18 protein-coding genes and 1 tRNA gene are annotated in these 17,264 nt (G+C 65.3%); 9 read left to right on the top strand and 10 right to left on the bottom strand.

All coding sequences use genetic code 11. The annotated features are described in order from the left end of the window. Nucleotides 1-253: 253 nt before the first annotated feature. The 3 genes from U1763_RS13810 to U1763_RS13800 form a co-directional block, all read right to left on the bottom strand. Nucleotides 254-1,549 carry an RluA family pseudouridine synthase gene (locus U1763_RS13810; protein WP_332755639.1) on the bottom strand — a complete coding sequence of 432 codons (1,296 nt, stop codon included), beginning with the start codon at nucleotides 1,547-1,549 and terminating at the stop codon, nucleotides 254-256. Continuing rightward, nucleotides 1,546-1,920 carry a fluoride efflux transporter CrcB gene (crcB, locus tag U1763_RS13805; protein ID WP_056489728.1) on the bottom strand — a complete coding sequence of 125 codons (375 nt, stop codon included), beginning with the start codon at nucleotides 1,918-1,920 and terminating at the stop codon, nucleotides 1,546-1,548. The genes U1763_RS13810 and crcB overlap by 4 nt, the downstream gene beginning before the upstream one ends. A 354-nt stretch (nucleotides 1,921-2,274) precedes the next feature. Next, the gene (locus U1763_RS13800) at nucleotides 2,275-3,003 is read right to left on the bottom strand and encodes a hypothetical protein (protein ID WP_332755638.1); all 729 of its coding nucleotides are present in this window, start codon (nucleotides 3,001-3,003) and stop codon (nucleotides 2,275-2,277) included. Nucleotides 3,004-3,237: 234 nt separating this feature from the next. Here U1763_RS13800 and U1763_RS13795 point away from each other — a divergent pair, with 234 nt between their 5' ends. Further along, entirely contained in the window at nucleotides 3,238-3,459 is a 222-nt protein-coding gene (locus U1763_RS13795) for a hypothetical protein (RefSeq protein ID WP_056065665.1), read from the top strand. 55 nt (nucleotides 3,460-3,514) lie between these two features. Here U1763_RS13795 and U1763_RS13790 read toward each other — a convergent pair whose 3' ends face one another. The 3 genes from U1763_RS13790 to U1763_RS13780 form a co-directional block, all read right to left on the bottom strand. Next, on the bottom strand, nucleotides 3,515-4,114 hold the full coding sequence (locus U1763_RS13790; RefSeq protein ID WP_332755637.1) for a glycine zipper 2TM domain-containing protein: 600 nt from the start codon (nucleotides 4,112-4,114) through the stop codon (nucleotides 3,515-3,517). A gap of 123 nt (nucleotides 4,115-4,237) precedes the next feature. Next, complete coding sequence (locus U1763_RS13785; protein ID WP_332755636.1) at nucleotides 4,238-4,663, bottom strand: OsmC family protein; 426 nt, start codon at nucleotides 4,661-4,663, stop codon at nucleotides 4,238-4,240. Between the two features lie 106 nt (nucleotides 4,664-4,769). Further along, nucleotides 4,770-5,075, bottom strand: a complete 306-nt coding sequence (locus U1763_RS13780; protein ID WP_132737292.1) for a glycine zipper 2TM domain-containing protein — start codon at nucleotides 5,073-5,075, stop codon at nucleotides 4,770-4,772. Nucleotides 5,076-5,271: 196 nt separating this feature from the next. Between U1763_RS13780 and U1763_RS13775 the strand changes: the two genes are divergently transcribed. After that, complete coding sequence (locus tag U1763_RS13775) at nucleotides 5,272-5,910, top strand: trimeric intracellular cation channel family protein (RefSeq protein WP_056066054.1); 639 nt, start codon at nucleotides 5,272-5,274, stop codon at nucleotides 5,908-5,910. Between the two features lie 348 nt (nucleotides 5,911-6,258). On the opposite strand, the gene U1763_RS13770 is transcribed toward U1763_RS13775, so the two are convergent. After that, nucleotides 6,259-6,846, bottom strand: a complete 588-nt coding sequence (locus U1763_RS13770) for a GNAT family N-acetyltransferase (protein WP_332755635.1) — start codon at nucleotides 6,844-6,846, stop codon at nucleotides 6,259-6,261. Further along, nucleotides 6,846-8,798, bottom strand: coding sequence for a signal peptide peptidase SppA (sppA, locus tag U1763_RS13765; RefSeq protein WP_332755634.1), 1,953 nt, complete (start codon nucleotides 8,796-8,798; stop codon nucleotides 6,846-6,848). The genes U1763_RS13770 and sppA overlap by 1 nt, the downstream gene beginning before the upstream one ends. Before the next feature lie 537 nt (nucleotides 8,799-9,335). On the opposite strand from sppA, the gene groES reads away from it, so the two are divergent. The 6 genes from groES to U1763_RS13735 all read left to right on the top strand — a co-directional run bounded on the left by groES (nucleotide 9,336) and on the right by U1763_RS13735 (nucleotide 14,227). Then, on the top strand, nucleotides 9,336-9,623 hold the full coding sequence (gene groES / locus U1763_RS13760; RefSeq protein ID WP_056052039.1) for a co-chaperone GroES: 288 nt from the start codon (nucleotides 9,336-9,338) through the stop codon (nucleotides 9,621-9,623). Between the two features lie 120 nt (nucleotides 9,624-9,743). Beyond that, on the top strand, nucleotides 9,744-11,387 hold the full coding sequence (gene groL / locus U1763_RS13755; RefSeq protein WP_056065680.1) for a chaperonin GroEL: 1,644 nt from the start codon (nucleotides 9,744-9,746) through the stop codon (nucleotides 11,385-11,387). Nucleotides 11,388-11,586: 199 nt separating this feature from the next. Continuing rightward, nucleotides 11,587-12,156: a Uma2 family endonuclease gene (locus U1763_RS13750; RefSeq protein ID WP_332755633.1), complete on the top strand. Its 570-nt coding sequence runs from the start codon at nucleotides 11,587-11,589 to the stop codon at nucleotides 12,154-12,156. A gap of 172 nt (nucleotides 12,157-12,328) precedes the next feature. Continuing rightward, a complete protein-coding gene (locus U1763_RS13745) occupies nucleotides 12,329-13,276 on the top strand; it encodes a helix-turn-helix transcriptional regulator (RefSeq protein WP_332755632.1) in 948 nt (315 codons plus the stop codon). 34 nt (nucleotides 13,277-13,310) lie between these two features. Then, nucleotides 13,311-13,769, top strand: a complete 459-nt coding sequence (locus tag U1763_RS13740; RefSeq protein ID WP_132737310.1) for a hypothetical protein — start codon at nucleotides 13,311-13,313, stop codon at nucleotides 13,767-13,769. A 20-nt stretch (nucleotides 13,770-13,789) separates the two neighbouring features. Then, nucleotides 13,790-14,227: a helix-turn-helix domain-containing protein gene (locus U1763_RS13735; RefSeq protein WP_132896018.1), complete on the top strand. Its 438-nt coding sequence runs from the start codon at nucleotides 13,790-13,792 to the stop codon at nucleotides 14,225-14,227. A gap of 74 nt (nucleotides 14,228-14,301) precedes the next feature. Here U1763_RS13735 and U1763_RS13730 read toward each other — a convergent pair. Next, nucleotides 14,302-14,375 (bottom strand) — tRNA-Gly (locus U1763_RS13730). Nucleotides 14,376-14,491: 116 nt separating this feature from the next. On the opposite strand from U1763_RS13730, the gene U1763_RS13725 reads away from it, so the two are divergent. After that, a complete protein-coding gene (locus U1763_RS13725; RefSeq protein ID WP_332755631.1) occupies nucleotides 14,492-15,766 on the top strand; it encodes a methyltransferase family protein in 1,275 nt (424 codons plus the stop codon). A 113-nt stretch (nucleotides 15,767-15,879) separates the two neighbouring features. On the opposite strand, the gene U1763_RS13720 is transcribed toward U1763_RS13725, so the two are convergent. Then, complete coding sequence (locus U1763_RS13720) at nucleotides 15,880-17,253, bottom strand: glutamate--cysteine ligase (protein WP_332755630.1); 1,374 nt, start codon at nucleotides 17,251-17,253, stop codon at nucleotides 15,880-15,882. Nucleotides 17,254-17,264: the final 11 nt, after the last annotated feature.

Genomic DNA, 17,264 nt, shown 5'->3' with positions numbered 1-17,264 from the left:
AGAGTGAGCAGAAGCCTCCAAACAAACCACGCCACCCCGGCGAAGGCCGGGGCCCAATTGGGGGACGTCGCTAACGGAAGTCATCGCTCCGTTACCTCAACCTTTCCAATTGGGCCCCGGCCTTCGCCGGGGTGGTGTGAAAGGTAAGGGTCGTCTCCGACGTCTCACCCTCGCCCCTCGGGGGAGAGGGAAGGGGCCCGCGGCCGCTTGGCCGTGGGAAGGGTGAGGGCACGCGTCAGCCGAAAGCCATCAGTTACCGAGTCCCAGGCCCACTCCGAGGCCCAGGTTTCCCAGCGCCACCCGGACGCCCGCGCCCAGCCGGCTTGGCCCCCTCAACCCGAGGCCCGCTCCGCGGCGCCCCGAACTTCGACCCAGCCCCGGTCCGAGGCCCACCCGTCTTCGCTGCAGGCTTGCCCGTCGCCTTCTCCTCGACAACCCCACGTCCACGCCGCTCACCTTTACGGTCTTTCCGCACCGACTTCGCATGCGCCTTCGCCCGCGATTTCATCTGCTCACGCGTCGGCGCGGTCTTCTCGTCGAGCACCAGGTCGTCGCCCAGCTTCTCCTCGAAACCCAATTGCTTGAGGCTCTCGGCGAAATGCGTCGGCAGTTCCGCGGTTACGTCGATCGACCCGCCATCCGGATGATCCACCTTGATCCGCCGAGCGTGCAAATGCATTTTCCGCGAGATCCCCCCGGTCAAAAACGCAGCGGCCCCGCCGTACTTGCCATCGCCGACGATCGGATGCCCGATCGCCGCCATGTGCACGCGCAACTGGTGTGTCCGCCCGGTAAACGGCTGCAACTCGACCCACGCCGCGCGGTTGCCCGCGCGCTCGATCACGCGGTAGCGCGTCCGCGCTGGTGCGCCCTCGGCCTCGTCAACGTGCATCTTCTCGCCGCCGGTGCCCGGCTGCTTCGCGATCGGCAGCTCGATCATGCCGTCCTCGATCGACGGCACGTCTACCACCAGCGCCCAATAGACTTTTCGCGCGGTCCGCCCCGAAAATGCCTTCGCAAAGAACGCCGCCGCCCGCGACGTCCGCGCCACCAGCAACGCGCCGCTCGTGTCCTTGTCGAGCCGGTGGACCAGCTTCGGCCGCCCCTCGTTGTCGTACTGCAACCCATCGAGCAGCCCGTCGACATGCTGCGTCGTCTTGGTCCCGCCCTGCGTCGCGAGGCCCGGCGGCTTGTTCAGCACGAATGCCTGGAAATCCTTGTGGATGACCATGGACTGCGCGAGTTCGGTCTCCTCGTCCGACAGGATCACGCGTTCGCGGACGCGCCTGGGCTTGTCGACGTCGGCGGCGGCCTTGTCGGCTTCGGGCGGCGGCACGCGCAGCATCTGGCCCGCCGCGATCCGGTCGCCCGGCGTCGCACGCGCGCCGTCGACGCGGAGCTGTCCGGTGCGCGCCCACATCGCCACCGTCGTGAAGCTGGTCTCAGGCAGATGCCGCTTGAACCACCGGTCCAGCCGGATGCCGTCATCGTCGAACCCGACGTTGAATTCCCGAAAGCCGGAATCGCTATCGCTTTTGCCCGCAGTCATGCGACGGCCCTTACTGCGGAGAGACCCGCGAACAACGCGGCGACCGAACCGATCACCGACACCAAAACATACCCGAACGCGACGCCGATCGCGCCGCGTTCGATCATCGTGACGACGTCCAGCGAGAACGCCGAAAACGTCGTGAATCCCCCCAATACGCCCACGCCGAGCAACAGCCGCCACGTTTCCGAAGCGGTATTGCGGGCAAGCACGCCAACCAGCACCCCCATCAGCAACCCACCGATCAAATTCACGGCAAGCGTACCAAAGGGATAGTCAGGGCCGAGCAACGACAGCATCGCGCGGCCAGTCAGATAGCGCGCGCCGGACCCGACCGCACCACCGACCATGACATAGAGAAGGGGAAGCATTCTCGCGCCCTAGCGTGAATCGGGCAAAACGGAAAGGTGCGCCGCAGGGGAGGCCTGTGGCGCTCCATTGCGTTGGTTTTAGATCACCGCGCGAGCCCTGTCTCAGATTGTTTCCCCGCGAAGGCGGGGACCCAGACTGGGCTCCCGCCTTCGCGGGAGAACAAGGAGGGGAAGGGGACGTCACCCCAAAAAGCACCACCCCGGCGAAGGCCGGGGCCTAGTTGGCAAGGTCGCAGTAACGAAGGACCGCGCTCAGTTAGCGACGTTCCCCAACTGGGCCCCGGCCTCCGCCGGGGTGGTGCAGTTCAATGCACTTCAGAGCGACGGCGGAGGGAGCAAACTCACCGGCCAGCCTCACCGCCCAGCGTTGGACACCATATCAACATCGCTCCCGCCACCAGCCCGCGCCGTCACGTACACCACATACGCGTCGTTCCCGCGAACCCCGCCCAGCACATGCTGTTTGCCATCGGTGCTATGCCCGGCCGAATACCCTGCCGTCCGCGCCTTCGTGAAATAATAATCGAGCATCTTCTGCATCGGCGCCGCACTCGCGAAACTTACCACGCGTAGCCGACAGCCGTCCCGATCCGCCCCCGCAGCCTCGGTCAACCGCGCGCCCGGATATAGCGGCAGATCCGCCGGCAACCGGTTCGCCCACCCGGCCGAATAGCCGATCTGGCGCGCACACGCCCCTGCATCCGGCGTCTTCTGCCGTTCCGCCAGCGCCCCCAGCGTGAGCGCGCCGTTCGCGGTCTTGCACTCGGGGCAGTCGTTCGATGGAGCCGGCGCGCGCTGTAAGGTCTTGGCATCGACCGGATCGGCGTTGAGCGGGCCCTCGGGCGATACTGCGCCGCTATCGGGGCGGGGCGGCGGGCGCACCGCGTCGGTGTTCGACGACTGCGCCAGCCGCGGATCGACCATGATCTGGCTCCCAAGCGACTCGGCAACGGCGGGATCACGCACCGCGCCGTTGGTCAGCTCGGCATCGAGGCTGTTGAGATCCTGTTGGTCGGTCGACGACCGGTTGCAGGCGGCCAGCGCCAGCGGGAGGAGAAGTGCGGAGCGCAGGGAAAAAGTCATCACCCGCATCCTATGCGCGAAGGACGGTGAAGAAAGCGTTTTCCACACACATCCGATCCTCCCCCGGCAGGGGGAGGTGGCTGGCGCTTGCCAGACGGAGGGGAAGGGCAGGGAAACGTCTGTTACGTGTCCGCCCCCTCCGTCACCTTCGGCGACACCTCCCCCTGGCGGGGGAGGATCGTACGGATCCGCCCAAGTCTTGCCCGAACCCGCCCGACTCGCCATGTTCATCCCATGCTGAACATCGTCTCGATCCTCATCGGCCTCGTCACCCTGGTGCTCGGCCTCGTCGCGTTCATCCCGCTGCTGGGCTGGATGAACTGGCTCGTCATCCCGATCGGGATCGTCGGCGCAGCCGTCGGCGCGCTCTCGTCAAGCAGCGGCGGGCGCAACCTCAACATCGTCCTGATCATCATTTTCGCGCTGCGCCTGAGTCTGGGCAGCGGTATCATCTGACGCAGATAGGGCCCGGTGTTTCCACCGGGCCCTATCGTCTCACGCCAACCGCGTCTTATCGGCAGCGCACGTTGCCGCGATCGATCGACGACCCGAGTACCGCGCCACCGCCTGCCCCGATCAGCGTACCGAGCAGCCGCGAACCACCGCCCGCGATCACGTTGCCGAGCGCACCACCGGCAAGCCCGCCGACGATCAGCCCGGTCGTCCCGTCGTTGCGGCGGCAGTAATAGCGCCCGTTGCCGCCGCGATAGATGCGGTCGTTACGACCCAGGCGGCGCTCCTGATAATAGCGGCCGTCGCGGTAATAGCGGTCGGCGAGATAGCCACGCTGGCCGGGTTCGTAGCGGTTGTAGTCATAGCCGCGATACTGCTGCCAGTTGCGCCCGTCATTGCGACGATCCTGACGGATGTCGCGAATGTCGCCACGGCGGTCCTGGCGTGCGTCGCGCACCTCGTCGCGGTAATCGCGGCGCGCATCGCGGACGTCGCCACGTGAGTCGGCGTTGCGGAGATCGCGGCGATAGTCGCGCCGTGCGTCGCGCACCTGGTCGTTATATTCCTGGTTGGCGCCGCGTACGGTCGATTGCGCGCCGGCGGGAATCGCGCCGAACGCGGTGGCGGCGAGGGCCGCCGAGAGAATGGCGATACGCATGTTTGGTCTCCTGACTGGATACGCAAACAACGGCCGGCCGAAGCGCGAGTTGCGTGAACCGCAAACTACGTCGCATTCAGCCGGCCGACAGACTTAGGTCATTGATAACAGGCGAGGTTGATATCAGGCGAGGGTGTGCTCCAGCGTGATCTCGGCGTTGAGCACCTTCGACACCGGGCAGTTCGCCTTGGCGTCCGCGGCGATCGCCTCGAATTCTTCCTTCGAGATGCCGTCGACCTTGGCGTTCAGCGTCAGCGCCGACTTGGTGATCTTGAACCCGTCGCCGTCCTTGTCGAGCGTCACCTTGGCGGACGTCTCGAGCGTTCCCGCCTCATACCCCTTGCCGGCGAGCGCGAAGCTCAGCGCCATCGTGAAGCACGATGCATGCGCGGCCGCGATCAGCTCCTCGGGGTTGGTGCCGGGCTCGTTCTCGAACCGCGTGTTGAAGCCGTAGGGGCTGTCGGACAGCACGCCCGACTGGGTCGAGACATGGCCCTTGCCGCTCTTGCCGAGGCCTTCATACTTTGCCGAACCGCTGCGTGTGGTCATCGTTTTGATCCTTCATCGGACAAGAAAAAAGGCGTCGCAGTTTCCCACGACGCCCTTCCACAACGCGCAACTATTGAAATAGCGGCATTGATTTAGCCGATGAGTGTCAGCGGCAACGACGGTTGTTGTTGCTCGTGCCCTTGTCGATCGCGCGGCCGGCGAGGCCGCCGAGGACGGCGCCGCCCAGCGTGCCGACCGTGCGGTCGCCGCGGGTGTCGACCGTGCGGCCGAGCAGGGCGCCACCGACGCCGCCGATGATCGTGCCGGTCGTGCCGTTGCTCTTCTTGCAATAGACGCGGCCGTCACGACCACGCCATTCGCGACGATCGCGCGCGTCTGCCGCCGAGACGGGGACGAGCATGGTCGGCAGGACCATTGCGCTGAGGCCCATGGCCAGAACGAACTTACGCATGATGTAACTCCCTAGTGAATTGATCTGCTGGTGTAACGAAGTGACTATAGCGCCAGTTGCATGAACCAAAAACAACACCGCGTTCATGCTGGCGTTCATCTTTGCAGCAGGCGTTGGGTCACTGCGTTTGCGGCACGGGCGACATCATTCCGCGGTCCCGCTTTACGCTGGATGGCAGGCCGGTTACGCCGCCGCGATGTTGCCCGTGCCCTTGCCCGTCGAGATCCTGCCCGTCGCAGCACCCTGGTTCGACCTCGCGGGCCTGGCAGTGTTCGCCGCCTCGGGTGCGCTCGCGGCGGCCAAGCGTGGCCAGACGTTCGTGACGCTCGTCTTCTTCGGGCTGATCACCGGCGTCGGCGGCGGTACCGTGCGCGACTTGCTGATCGGCGCGCCGGTGTTCTGGGTACATGACGCGCGCGCTGCCAGCGTGTGCCTCGGGGTTGCGCTGCTGATCTGGGTGACGCCCGAGCGGTGGTGGAAGGACGAAGCGCTCGGCTGGTTCGACGCGGTAGGGCTTGCTGCGTATGCGGTGTACGGCGCGGCGAAGGCGCTCGGCTACGGCGTGCCACCGGTGCCGGCGGCGCTGATGGGGGTGATGACGGCGTGCGTCGGTGGCATCATCCGCGACGTGCTGGCGGGGGAGCCGTCGATCCTGATGCGGCCGGAACTGTACGTGACCGCGGCGGCGTTGGCGGCGGCGAGTTATGTCGGGCTGGTGTTGCTGGGCGTGCCGCTGGCTTTGGCAGCAGTGATCGCGGCGAGTGCCGGCTTCACGCTCAGGGCGGCCGCCATCCGCTTTCATCTAGCGCTGCCTGCGTACGGTGGACGGCGCTAACTCATCAAGTTTGCCGCGCAATAACCTTGTGTCCCCGCGAAGGCGGGGACCCAGTCTGGGCTCCCGCCTTCGCGGGAGAACAAGGTAGAGCGGGCCAGCAGTTGGACTTGAACGGACAGCCCGATCTAGCTCGTTCTGATGCTGAGGCTGGTCTCCGTCGGTTGGCGAAGCACTACCCTACACCTCAAACCACCCCGGCGAAGGCCGGGGCCCAGTTGGGGGACATCGCTGATGTGTGTTGCGCTCCGTTACGCCAGCTTTCCCAACTGGGCCCCGGCCTACGCCGGGGTGGTGGCCTCCGCCGCGGTGGCGTCGCTTTGACTACGGTCACGCCATCCAGAGGAAGCTCTACCCCCGCACAACCCCGACATCGGCAAACCGCCGCGGCTCCACCGGCGGCACCGCAGGTTCGTTCAACTCGCACTGCCAATGCCCGACATCGATCCACTGCCCATTCTTGTACCCGACCTCGCGGTACACCCCCGCCCGCCGAAACCCGACAGCCTCATGCAGCTTGATCGAAGAATCGTTCGGCAACGCAATCGCCCCGATCGCCTGCGTAAACCCCTGAGCCCGCAGCGTATCGATCAGCGCCTCGTACAACAGCCGCCCCGCACCCTGCCGCTGCGCCGCATCCGCGACATACACCGTGGTCTCGCACGCGAACCGGTACGCCTCACGCTTGTGGAACGCCGAGGCATAAGCGTACGCCAGCACGCCACCCTCGGAGCCGATCGTCGCAACCAGCCAAGGATACAGCCCGTCCGACGCCTCCATCCGCGCGCGCATCTGTCGCGCATCCGGCGCCTCGGTCTCGAACGACACCGTGCCCACCAGCACGTGCGGCGCATAGATCGCCGCGATCGACGCGGCATCCTCCGGCACCGCCGCCCGGATGACGATCCCACCGCCGTTGCCAGTTGCGGGGATCGCCATCAGAACCCGATCCGTGCCAGCAGCAGGTCGAGCAGCTTGGCATCGCCGATGCCCACTGTCGTCGGCCCCATCCCGCCACACTCGAGACAGCGCGCCTGGATCGAACCCGACGTCGCCAGTCGCTTCATGTCGCCGACCGCCCGCGCGAGCATCTGGCGCCGGTCCGCCGCGACGTGCGCGAACGCATCACCGCCGGCTGCCCCGTCTGCGGCATCGTCCTCGTCGCCACCGAAATCCTGCGCGATCGTCGCGAGGAAGCCCGGCTTCTTCTCCAGATACTCGGCATGCACCTTGGCGGGATCGAGCTTGGCGCGCTTGGCGGCCTCGTCGATCGCGTCCTGCAACGTCCCGAACCGGTCGACGAGCCCGATCTGCCGCGCGGTGCCACCATCCCAGACGCGCCCCTGGCCGATCTCGTCGACCCGCGCCGGCGTCATCTTCCGCGATGCCGCCACGCGCGAGACGAACTGGCGATAGCCGTTCTCGATCCCCGCCTGCGCGATCGCGTCGAACATCGGCGTGGTGCCGCCGGTGATGTCGGGCTGGCCCGACAGCGGCGTGGTCTTCACGCCGTCGCTGGTCACGCCGATCTTGGCGAGCGCGTTCTCGAAGGTCGGGATCACGCCGAAGATACCGATCGAGCCGGTGATCGTGCCGGGCTCGGCGAAGATCACGTCGGCCGGCGTCGACACCCAGTATCCGCCGCTCGCGGCCAGCCCGCCCATCGATACGACGACGGGCAGCTTCTGCCGCTTGGCTTCGAGGATCGCGAGCCGGATCTGCTCCGACGCCATCACCGATCCACCCGGCGAGTCGACGCGCACTACCAGCGCCTTCAAAGTCTTCTTGGCGAGCCCGTCGAGCACCGCCTTCTCGATCGTCTTGCCCGCCGCCTTGCCGGGGCCGCTCTCGCCGTCGACGATCTCGCCGGCGATCGTCAGCACGCCGATCGCGTCGCCCACGGTGGGGCGGGGGTTGGCCTTCACCCACGCGTCGTATTTGATCGCATTGTAATTGCCTGCCGGCTTGGTCGCGTCGCTGTCTGCATATTCCGCCACGCGACGCCCGAACGCGATCCGGTCGCCAAGCTTGTCGACGATGCCCGCGCGCATATTCGCCGCGGCGATGTTGCCGTTCGAGGCAAGAATCAACTTGTCGGGCGCGCTCATGAACTGCGCGATCTGCGCCTTGGGGCGTGCTTTCGCGACGGCCTCGCGCCACTGCGCGAACAACGTGCCGTACAGCGCGGTGCTCGCCGCGCGCGCGTCGTCGCTCTGGTCCGCCCGCGTGTAGGGCTCGACGAACGACTTGTAGCGGCCGACGCGGTAGACGTGCGCATTGACGCCGAGCTTGTCGATCAGGCCCTTGTAATAGAGTTGGTTGCCACCCGGCCCCATGAAGATCGTGCCACCCAGCGGGTTGACCCAAATCTCGCTCGCATTCGCCGCGAGCCGGTATCCGCCATCGGTGTACGCGGTCGCGTAAGCAAGCACCGGCTTGCCGCTCGCGCGCACCCGCGCCAGTGCATCGCCGACCTCGCCGAGTGCCGCCGGATAGGCGCCGCCGAAGCTGTCGAGATCGAGCACGACCACTTTCACGCGCGCATCGGTGCGCGCGGTATCGATCGAGCGGACCACGTCGCGAAGGCGAAATTGCCGCGTCCGGCTCTGCCCCGATAGTGCGGCGAACGCGGCCTGTTCCTCGGGCTGCTCGACGATCGAGCCGTTCAGGTCGAGGACGAGAGCACCGTCCTTGATCGCCGTCGTGCTCTGCCGCGCATTGAGCGCCGCGAAGATCAGCCCGAAGAACAGCAGCATCGCGATCAGGACGAGCGCATCCTTGATCGCCACGAGGAACGTCCACACGCCCCGTACGAGCCGCCATTTCTTCCGCGGCGGGCGGGCTGGGTCGACATAGGAGGGGGCGTAGGACGGCGCAGCGGTATCGGTCATGGGAGGAGAGCTAGAGCATGCGCGGACCGAGGTAAATGCCCTGTATTACGCGTCCAACACAGGAAGCGTTCTAGTCCGCACATCTACCCAAAACACCACGCAATCCCCCTCCCGCTTGCGGGAGGGGTTAGGGGAGGGGCGTCCCACGGGCACCCGCCCGAGAAACCCCTCCCCCTACCCCTCCCGCAAGCGGAAGGGGAGCAGAAGGGAAAGTTTGCCCAGCCTTGTTCTCCCGCGAAAGCAAGCGCCCAGGCGCATCCCAATTCCACCACCCCGGCGGAGGCCGGGGCCCAGTTGGGGAACGTCGCTAATGGAGCGATGCGCGCCGTTACTGCAGCCTTGCCACCTGGGCCCCGGCCTCCGCCGGGGTGGTCCTTTGGGTAAACACGCGCAGGTGCCCGAATACCACGTCCGCCCGAAAAAATTTCACCCCCGGAACCTTTGACATGCAGCACCACGAGGCACATATGCCGTCCGTTGGCACTCGATAACCTTGAGTGCCAGAAATCTGTCACAATCCAAAAGGACATGGACCCCATGAACTTTCGTCCGTTGCATGATCGCGTGCTGGTGAAGCGCCTCGAAGCCGAAGAGAAGACGGCTGGCGGCATCATCATCCCCGACACCGCCAAGGAAAAGCCGCAGGAAGGCGAAGTCGTCGCCATCGGCACCGGCACCCGCGCCGAGAACGGCACGATCACCCCGCTCGACGTCAAGACCGGCGACAAGATCCTGTTCGGCAAATGGTCGGGCACCGAGGTCAAGGTCGACGGCGAAGACCTGCTGATCATGAAGGAATCGGACATTCTCGGCATCGTCGGTTGACCCGACGGGCTCGGGATCGTCGGCGTCATGCTGACGTGAACGGGCCGAGAAATGCTGGCTGCGATATCTGCGCCAGCGTCTGCACTTCCTGTACTTCACTTTTTTGAAAGGGCAGCTGACATGGCTTCCAAGGACGTAAAATTCGGTCGTGACGCGCGTGAGCGCATCCTCCGCGGCGTCGACATTCTCGCCGACGCGGTCAAGGTGACCTTGGGCCCCAAGGGTCGCAACGTCGTCATCGACAAGAGCTTCGGCGCACCGCGCATCACCAAGGACGGCGTCACCGTCGCCAAGGAGATCGAGCTCAAGGACAAGTTCGAGAACATGGGTGCGCAGATGCTGCGCGAAGTGGCCTCGAAGACCAACGACATCGCCGGCGACGGCACGACCACCGCGACGGTTCTGGCGCAGGCCATCGTCCGCGAGGGCATGAAGTCGGTCGCAGCGGGCATGAACCCGATGGATCTGAAGCGCGGCATCGATCTCGCCGTCATCAAGGTCGTCGAGGACGTCAAGGCGCGTTCGAAGCCGGTTTCGGGTTCGAAGGAAGTGGCGCAGGTCGGCATCATCTCGGCCAACGGCGACCGTGAAGTCGGTGAGAAGATCGCCGAAGCCATGGAGAAGGTCGGCAAGGAAGGCGTGATCACCGTCGAGGAAGCGAAGGGTCTCGAATTCGAGCTCGACGTGGTCGAGGGCATGCAGTTCGACCGCGGCTATCTGTCGCCGTACTTCATCACCAACCCCGAGAAGATGACCGTCGAGCTTCAGGACCCCTACATCCTGATCCACGAGAAGAAGCTGTCGAACCTGCAGGCGATGCTCCCGATCCTGGAAGCTGTCGTCCAGTCGGGTCGTCCGCTCCTGATCATCGCCGAGGACATCGAGGGTGAGGCTCTGGCCACGCTCGTCGTCAACAAGCTGCGCGGCGGCCTGAAGGTCGCAGCGGTCAAGGCACCGGGCTTCGGCGATCGTCGCAAGGCGATGCTCGAGGACATCGCGATCCTGACCAAGGGCGAGATGATCTCGGAAGACCTCGGCATCAAGCTCGAGACCGTCACGCTCGGCATGCTCGGCACCGCCAAGCGCGTCACGATCGACAAGGACAACACCGTCATTGTCGACGGTGCCGGCGATCACGACACGATCAAGGGCCGCACCGAAGCGATCCGCCAGCAGATCGAGAACACGACCAGCGACTACGACAAGGAGAAGCTCCAGGAGCGTCTCGCCAAGCTTGCCGGCGGCGTTGCCGTGATCAAGGTTGGTGGATCTTCCGAGGTTGAGGTCAAGGAGCGCAAGGACCGCGTCGACGACGCGCTGCACGCAACCCGCGCAGCCGTCGAAGAAGGCATCGTCCCCGGCGGCGGTACGGCTCTGCTGTACGCAACCAAGGCTCTCGACGGTCTCGAGGGTGCGAACGACGACCAGACGCGCGGTATCGACATCGTGCGCAAGTCGCTGACCGCTCTGGTTCGCCAGATCGCGCAGAATGCGGGTCATGACGGTGCGGTGGTTTCGGGCAAGTTGCTCGACGGCAACGACACGTCGATCGGCTTCAACGCCGCGACCGACACGTACGAGAACCTGGTGGAAGCCGGCGTGATCGATCCGACCAAGGTCGTCCGCACCGCGCTGCAGAACGCAGCATCGGTCGCAGGCCTCCTGATCACGACCGAAGCGGCCGTGAGCGAAATGGCCGAAGACAAGCCCGCCATGCCCATGGGCGGCGGCGGCATGGGCGGCATGGGCGGCATGGACTTCTGATTTTCGACCGGGGCAGGGCAACCTGCCCCGGACAGAAGATCAGAACGGCCGGCGGGCTGGGCGGCGAAGCCCCCAGGCCCGTCCGACGAAAAGGGCCGGCTTTGCCGGTCCTCCGTTCCGAACACACCGACCAAAGCAAAGGGCCGGGGAGCAATCCCCGGCCCTTTGTTTGTCCCCGCGAACGGTATACCGTCAGCCGATGACCGCCCTCCACCTCGATCCCGCCTACCGCCGAGTCGAAGTCGACGAATTCCTCGACATGGATTTCGGCGGCGCGAAGGCTGAATTGGAAGATGGCCTGATCTACATGATGGCCGGCGGCAACGAAGCGCATGCCCGCATCGCCGCCAATCTCCTGATGTATATAGGCCCCAAGTTGCGCGGCACCGGCTGCCGCCCCTACGGCTCCGACTTCGCCACCCGCACCGGCGAGCGGTCGGTACGATTTCCCGACCTCAGCATCTACTGCAACAACCCGTCCGCCCCCGGCAACGACCGCAAGAAGCTTCTCGGCGACCCACAGGTCGTGTTCGAGGTACTCTCGCCATCGACCTCCTCCTACGACCAGAAGGTCAAGCTCGAGGAGTATCGCGAGCTCGAAGGCACCCGCGAGATCGTCCTCGTCGACCCGACCGACGAACGCATCCGCCTTGTCCGGCGCACGCCGAGCGGCGGATGGACCGACGACTGGCTGCGCGATCGTACCGATCTCCACATCCCATCGCTCGACCTGACCATCCCGCATGACGAGATCTTCGCCCGCGATTGAGGCGCTCGACGTCCCACGACTGCCGAATGCAGGCAAGAGACCGACAAAGGCTGGCCCATCCAGCAACATGAGTTGCTGCCAGTTCCAACACGTTGCGCCGTCGTGCGGCTGGAACGCCATCCTGATGTAAGTGAAGGGTGCAACTGCGCCGCGTTCGCGCTACCATCACGGCATGACCGCAGGACGCAACGAGCAGTTGACCGAAGCCCAGCGCGCCTGCCTGCGATTGGTGTTGACCCACCATAACTCGAAGGAGATCGCCGCGATCTTCGGTGTGTCGCCGTCGGCGATCGACAAGCGGATCGAGCGCGCCATCCAGATTCTCGGCGTCGGCACGCGGTTCGAAGCCGCGCGGCGCCTGCAGGAGCACGAGCAGGGCGTGACCGGCGACACCGTGCTGGTTCGTGAACCAACCGAGGCGGAAGAGCCTGCGCTCACATACGAACGGCTACCATCCGAACCATTCGACGTTCCCAATCTCCCCTCCAGCACTCCAGACAGAGCTCAGATCGAGCCGTGGGGGCTTGTTCGCCGCTTCTTCGGAATCTCCGGGGAAAGCGGATCGACGGGAGTGGCCCGCAATCGATTTTCGGTTGGCGACAGGATAATCAGACTTCTCGCTCTCATGGGCCTGATCGCCGTCACCTCGATGGCGCTCGTGAACATGGCGATGACGATGACCAGCCTGTTGCGATCGAACCGAGATCGCGGCGCTCCCGTACACGGCACCGCAACGACGGTGCCAACGGGGAGAACGACGATGCTGAAACAACGACGCGACGCGACCGACAAGGTCACGATCGATTTTCTGAAGGCCGAGGCGGCCGTCGATCACGCGGCGATGCTCGCGGCATCGTGCGTATCGACGTTGTTGCAGCAGCGTGTCGCCGCCAACCTGCCTGTCGGCACCGGCGTCGCGGCGTTGCAGATGGTATCGCAAGCCTCGCTCGATATCATCAACGCCCGCCAGCGCTTCGTCGAGGCGCATCGTGCGCTAGTCGACGTGCGCGCCGAAATCGGTCTTGGGCAGTTCTACGGGTATGGCGACACCGCGGAATGTCCGCCGAACGAAGGTGCGTTGCGCGCCGAGACGCCGGTTCGCCTCGCGGCAGTGGCCTGAACGGCCGGTTTCGGTCCTGCTTTGGAGGTAAGAGTTGGATCGGGTCTGGTTGTTCTACGCGATACAGGTGGCCGCGTCCGGCTATGCCCTTCTGCGGGGCGGGGCGCCGGAGCGATTGACAGGGTTGGCGCTGCTGCTCGCAGCGGTATCGACCGGCCTCGTCCAGCGGGATATTCCGGTCCTGTTCGTAGGACTGGAGGGAGGCGTGATGATCGTCGACCTCGTCCTGCTGGCGGTGATGATCGCGATCACGCTCAAGGCCGATCGGTTCTGGCCGGCTTGGGCAACCGCACTTCACGCGTTGGGGACGGGGGCTCATCTGGCTCGAGCGATGAGCCCTGACGTCATCCGGCTCGTCTACGCTGTCCTCTCCGCGGCCTGGAGCTATCCCATCGTCCTGCTTCTCGTGATCGGGACAGTCAGGCACTCGCGCAGGATCCGGGCACGTGGCTGGGATCTCGACTGGAGTCGCCAGGACCCGACCCTCCGCTGAAGCATATTCGGAAGACGTTTATGACTTACGCAATTGCTGTGGTGCCCATCACGGCCGCCAAGCGCGTGGCCTTTCTACCGGTCGGCGTGTCTATTGCCGATCCGGCGCCCGGTGGGGTCTCCTCGCCGGCACTGGTGGAGGTGGCCAAGCGCCTGTATACCATGAGAAAGGTTCGCGACGACCTGCTCGGCGAAACGCTGTTTTCGGAACCCGCATGGGACATCCTGCTGGATCTGTTCATTTCGGATCACGAGCGTCGCCAACTCAGCGTCTCGGCCGTCTGTATCGGTGCGCGTGCGCCTTCGGCCACCGCGCTGCGCTATTTGGCAATGTTGCAGGACGCCAATCTGGTCGAACGGACGCGCGACGAGCGCGATGGGCGCCGATCGCATGTCCAACTGACGGTGCTTGGACGGCGACGGATGGCCAACCTGTTGGGGCAGTTGGTCGCAAAATAACGATTGGAAGCTCAGCCGCAGCGGTAGCTGACACGTCGTGGCAACGGTCAAGGGACGACGGGCGAGCCGTTTTTTGGAGCGGGTAACGGGAATCGAACCCGTGTATTCAGCTTGGAAGGCTGCTGTACTACCATTGTACTATACCCGCCCGACGCCTGAGCGAGCGATTGGACTAGCGTCGCGATGCGCTCGGCGCAAGCGTCCGTATAGGTGCTGCCGAACATGCTTCACGCCTTGATTACCATATTGCGCTAGGCCGACGGGATGGACCACGACCCAGCGATTACCGTTCCCGCCACCATCGATCCCCGGCCGAAATCGGCGGTCAGCCACGGCGCTGGGCTGTCGGGACTGTTGGGCGTACTCGTCTGGATCGCCGTCGCCCGCCATTACGGCATGGACGGGCCGTATTCGGCGCTGATCAACGTCGCGGCGTGCGGCTTGCCGATGATCGCTTGGTCGCTACTGGTCGACAAGGTGCATTTGAGCCCGAGCACGGGAGTTGACTGGACGGCTGGCAAATCGTGGCGCGAGATGCTCGACACGAGTCTAACCAAGCTGGCCGGACTTTGGGCGACCTGGGCCGCGATCGCGGTGATCTATGGCGCCGGGCGCTTTTATTGGCAGGGTAATTTCGCGTTTGCGATGTGGTGCTTCACCAATGCCGCGCCGATCCTGTTCGTGGTCTCGATCCCCTACGTCCTTTGGATCGACCGCTATCTGGTCGAGCCGCGCGACGGTGCCTGGCATCTCGGCGGGTGGATGACGGGGCAGGCGGGTGTCGACCGTGAGGCGATCTATGGCCACCTCCGCGCCTGGGGCGTGAAGACGTTCTTCCTCGCCTTCATGCTCGCGATCGTGCCGCCGGGGTTCGGCGATTTCGTCCGCGGTGACGCCGCATCGGTGCTGCGCGATCCGGTCGCCTTGTCGAGTTGGCTGGTAACGCTGATGTTTCTGATCGACGTGGCGTTCGCGACGGTCGGCTATCTGCTGACCTTCCGTCCGCTCGATTCGCACATCCGCAGCGCCAACCCGTTCGCGGCGGCGTGGATGCCTGCACTGATGTGCTATCCGCCGTTCATCCTGATGACCCCCGGCGGACCGCTCGATTATCATCCGGGCACGTCGGATTGGGCATATTGGTTCCAGGGGCATCCGATCCTGTTGGCGCTGATCGGCGCGGTGCTGGTCGGGCTGACCGCGATCTACGCATGGGCGACGATGGCGTTCGGCTTTCGCTTCTCCAACCTCACCAACCGCGGGATCCTGACGCATGGGCCCTACGCGGTGTCGCGGCATCCTGCGTATCTGTCGAAGAACGTCTTCTGGTGGATCTCGACGATTCCCGTGCTGACGCTCGGCAGCGTCGTCGACGCGGCGCGCGCGACGCTGCTGATGGCGGCGGTCAGCGGGGTGTATTACTGGCGCGCCAAGACCGAAGAGCGGCACCTGAAGCTCGACCCGGACTATCGCGCGTATTTCGACTGGATGACGCGCAACGGCTTGGTGCCGCGGCTGTTCGCGAGACTGCGCGGCTAATTTCCCCCCTGTTTACGGGAGGGGTTAGGGGAGGGGCCGACCTCTATACTTCTAAGCGCAACGCCAGCGGCCAAGCCCTCCCCCGACCCCTCCCGCAAGCGGGAGGGGAGGAGTTAGAAACTCGCTTCGTCGTAGACCTTCGAGACGTCGCCGTTCCATACGCCATGATAACGCTCGAGCAGCACTTCGGCGGGCACCTTGCCGCTGCGGACGATCTCGCGCAGCGGGTCGAGGAAGCCCGTCTCGTTGTCGCCCGCCCGATTGAATCGCGCCCGCGCCGACAGGCCCGCACCGGCGATATCGAGCACTTGCCCCGCGATGTCGCGCAGCTTGCCGCCGCCCGCGATCGGCGCGTTTAGTCCCAGCTTGGGCACGCTGTCGCGCAACGCCTGACGCTCGTCGATCGTCCAGTCCTTGACCAGGTCCCACGCCGCATCGAGCGCACCCTGATCGTAGAGCAGCCCGACCCACAGCGCCGGCAGCGCGCAGATCCGGTTCCACGGGCCACCATCCGCACCGCGCATCTCGAGGAACGTCTTCAACCGCACCTCGGGGAACGCGGTCGACAGATGATCGGTCCAGTCGTCGAGCGTCGGCTTCTCGCCCGGCAGCACCGACAATTCGCCCTTCAGGAAATCGCGGAACGACAGCCCGGCGGCGTCGATATACTTGCCCTCGCGGTAGACGAAGTACATCGGCACATCGAGCGCGTACTCGGCGTAGCGCTCATAGCCGAAGCCATCCTCGAACACGAACGGCAGCATGCCGGTGCGGTGCGGATCGGTGTCGGACCAGATATGGCTGCGATACGACAGCATGCCGCTGGGCTTGCCTTCGGTGAACGGAGAGTTCGCGAACAGCGCGGTCGCCAGCGGCTGGAGGGCGAGCCCGACACGGAATTTCTTCACCATGTCCGCCTCGGATGCATAGTCCAGGTTCACCTGGATCGTGCAAGTCCGCAGCATCATGTCGAGCCCCATGCTGCCGACGCGCGGCATGTGCCGCAGCATGATCGCATAGCGCCCCTTGGGCATCGTCGGCAGTTCGGCCCGCGTCTTGTCCGGCCACATGCCGAGCCCGAGGAAGCCGATGCCGAGCTTCTCGCCTGCCGCCTTCACCTGCTCCAGGTGACGCCCGGTCTCGGCGCAGGTCTCGTGCAACGAGTCGAGCGGGGCGCCCGAAAGCTCGAACTGGCCCGCGGGTTCCAGGCTGATGCTGCCGTCGGGACCCGACATGGCGATCGCGTTTCCGCCTTCCATGACCGGCTTCCAGCCATATTGCTCCAGCTCGCCGAGCAACGCGCGGATGCCGCTCGGCTCGTCGTAGGACGGCGCATGATGGTCGCCGTTCGCATAGACGAATTTCTCGTGCTCGGTGCCGATCCGCCACGCATCCTTCGGCTTTTCGCCGCCCGCGAAACTGGCGATCAACTGGTCGCGCGACTCGATTGTCGGGCTGGTCTTTTTCGGAGCGGGAATCGTCGTCATCGCCGCGCCTT

The organism is Sphingomonas sorbitolis (genome assembly GCF_036663875.1).
Classification (GTDB): Bacteria; Pseudomonadota; Alphaproteobacteria; order Sphingomonadales; family Sphingomonadaceae; genus Sphingomonas.
Note: the sequence above shows the minus strand (reverse complement) of the source record. Positions and strands in the feature narration are given on the sequence as shown.

Excerpts from the sequence above, each read along its gene's own strand:
- U1763_RS13810 (WP_332755639.1), bottom strand. The coding sequence starts at position 1,549 with ATGACTGCGGGCAAAAGCGATAGCGATTCCGGCTTTCGGGAATTCAAC.
- crcB (WP_056489728.1), bottom strand. The coding sequence starts at position 1,920 with ATGCTTCCCCTTCTCTATGTCATGGTCGGTGGTGCGGTCGGGTCCGGC.
- U1763_RS13800 (WP_332755638.1), bottom strand. The coding sequence starts at position 3,003 with ATGACTTTTTCCCTGCGCTCCGCACTTCTCCTCCCGCTGGCGCTGGCC.
- U1763_RS13795 (WP_056065665.1), top strand. The coding sequence starts at position 3,238 with ATGCTGAACATCGTCTCGATCCTCATCGGCCTCGTCACCCTGGTGCTC.
- U1763_RS13790 (WP_332755637.1), bottom strand. The coding sequence starts at position 4,114 with ATGCGTATCGCCATTCTCTCGGCGGCCCTCGCCGCCACCGCGTTCGGC.
- U1763_RS13785 (WP_332755636.1), bottom strand. The coding sequence starts at position 4,663 with ATGACCACACGCAGCGGTTCGGCAAAGTATGAAGGCCTCGGCAAGAGC.
- U1763_RS13780 (WP_132737292.1), bottom strand. The coding sequence starts at position 5,075 with ATGCGTAAGTTCGTTCTGGCCATGGGCCTCAGCGCAATGGTCCTGCCG.
- U1763_RS13775 (WP_056066054.1), top strand. The coding sequence starts at position 5,272 with ATGTTGCCCGTGCCCTTGCCCGTCGAGATCCTGCCCGTCGCAGCACCC.
- U1763_RS13770 (WP_332755635.1), bottom strand. The coding sequence starts at position 6,846 with ATGGCGATCCCCGCAACTGGCAACGGCGGTGGGATCGTCATCCGGGCG.
- sppA (WP_332755634.1), bottom strand. The coding sequence starts at position 8,798 with ATGACCGATACCGCTGCGCCGTCCTACGCCCCCTCCTATGTCGACCCA.
- groES (WP_056052039.1), top strand. The coding sequence starts at position 9,336 with ATGAACTTTCGTCCGTTGCATGATCGCGTGCTGGTGAAGCGCCTCGAA.
- groL (WP_056065680.1), top strand. The coding sequence starts at position 9,744 with ATGGCTTCCAAGGACGTAAAATTCGGTCGTGACGCGCGTGAGCGCATC.
- U1763_RS13750 (WP_332755633.1), top strand. The coding sequence starts at position 11,587 with ATGACCGCCCTCCACCTCGATCCCGCCTACCGCCGAGTCGAAGTCGAC.
- U1763_RS13745 (WP_332755632.1), top strand. The coding sequence starts at position 12,329 with ATGACCGCAGGACGCAACGAGCAGTTGACCGAAGCCCAGCGCGCCTGC.
- U1763_RS13735 (WP_132896018.1), top strand. The coding sequence starts at position 13,790 with ATGACTTACGCAATTGCTGTGGTGCCCATCACGGCCGCCAAGCGCGTG.
- U1763_RS13725 (WP_332755631.1), top strand. The coding sequence starts at position 14,492 with ATGGACCACGACCCAGCGATTACCGTTCCCGCCACCATCGATCCCCGG.
- U1763_RS13720 (WP_332755630.1), bottom strand. The coding sequence starts at position 17,253 with ATGACGACGATTCCCGCTCCGAAAAAGACCAGCCCGACAATCGAGTCG.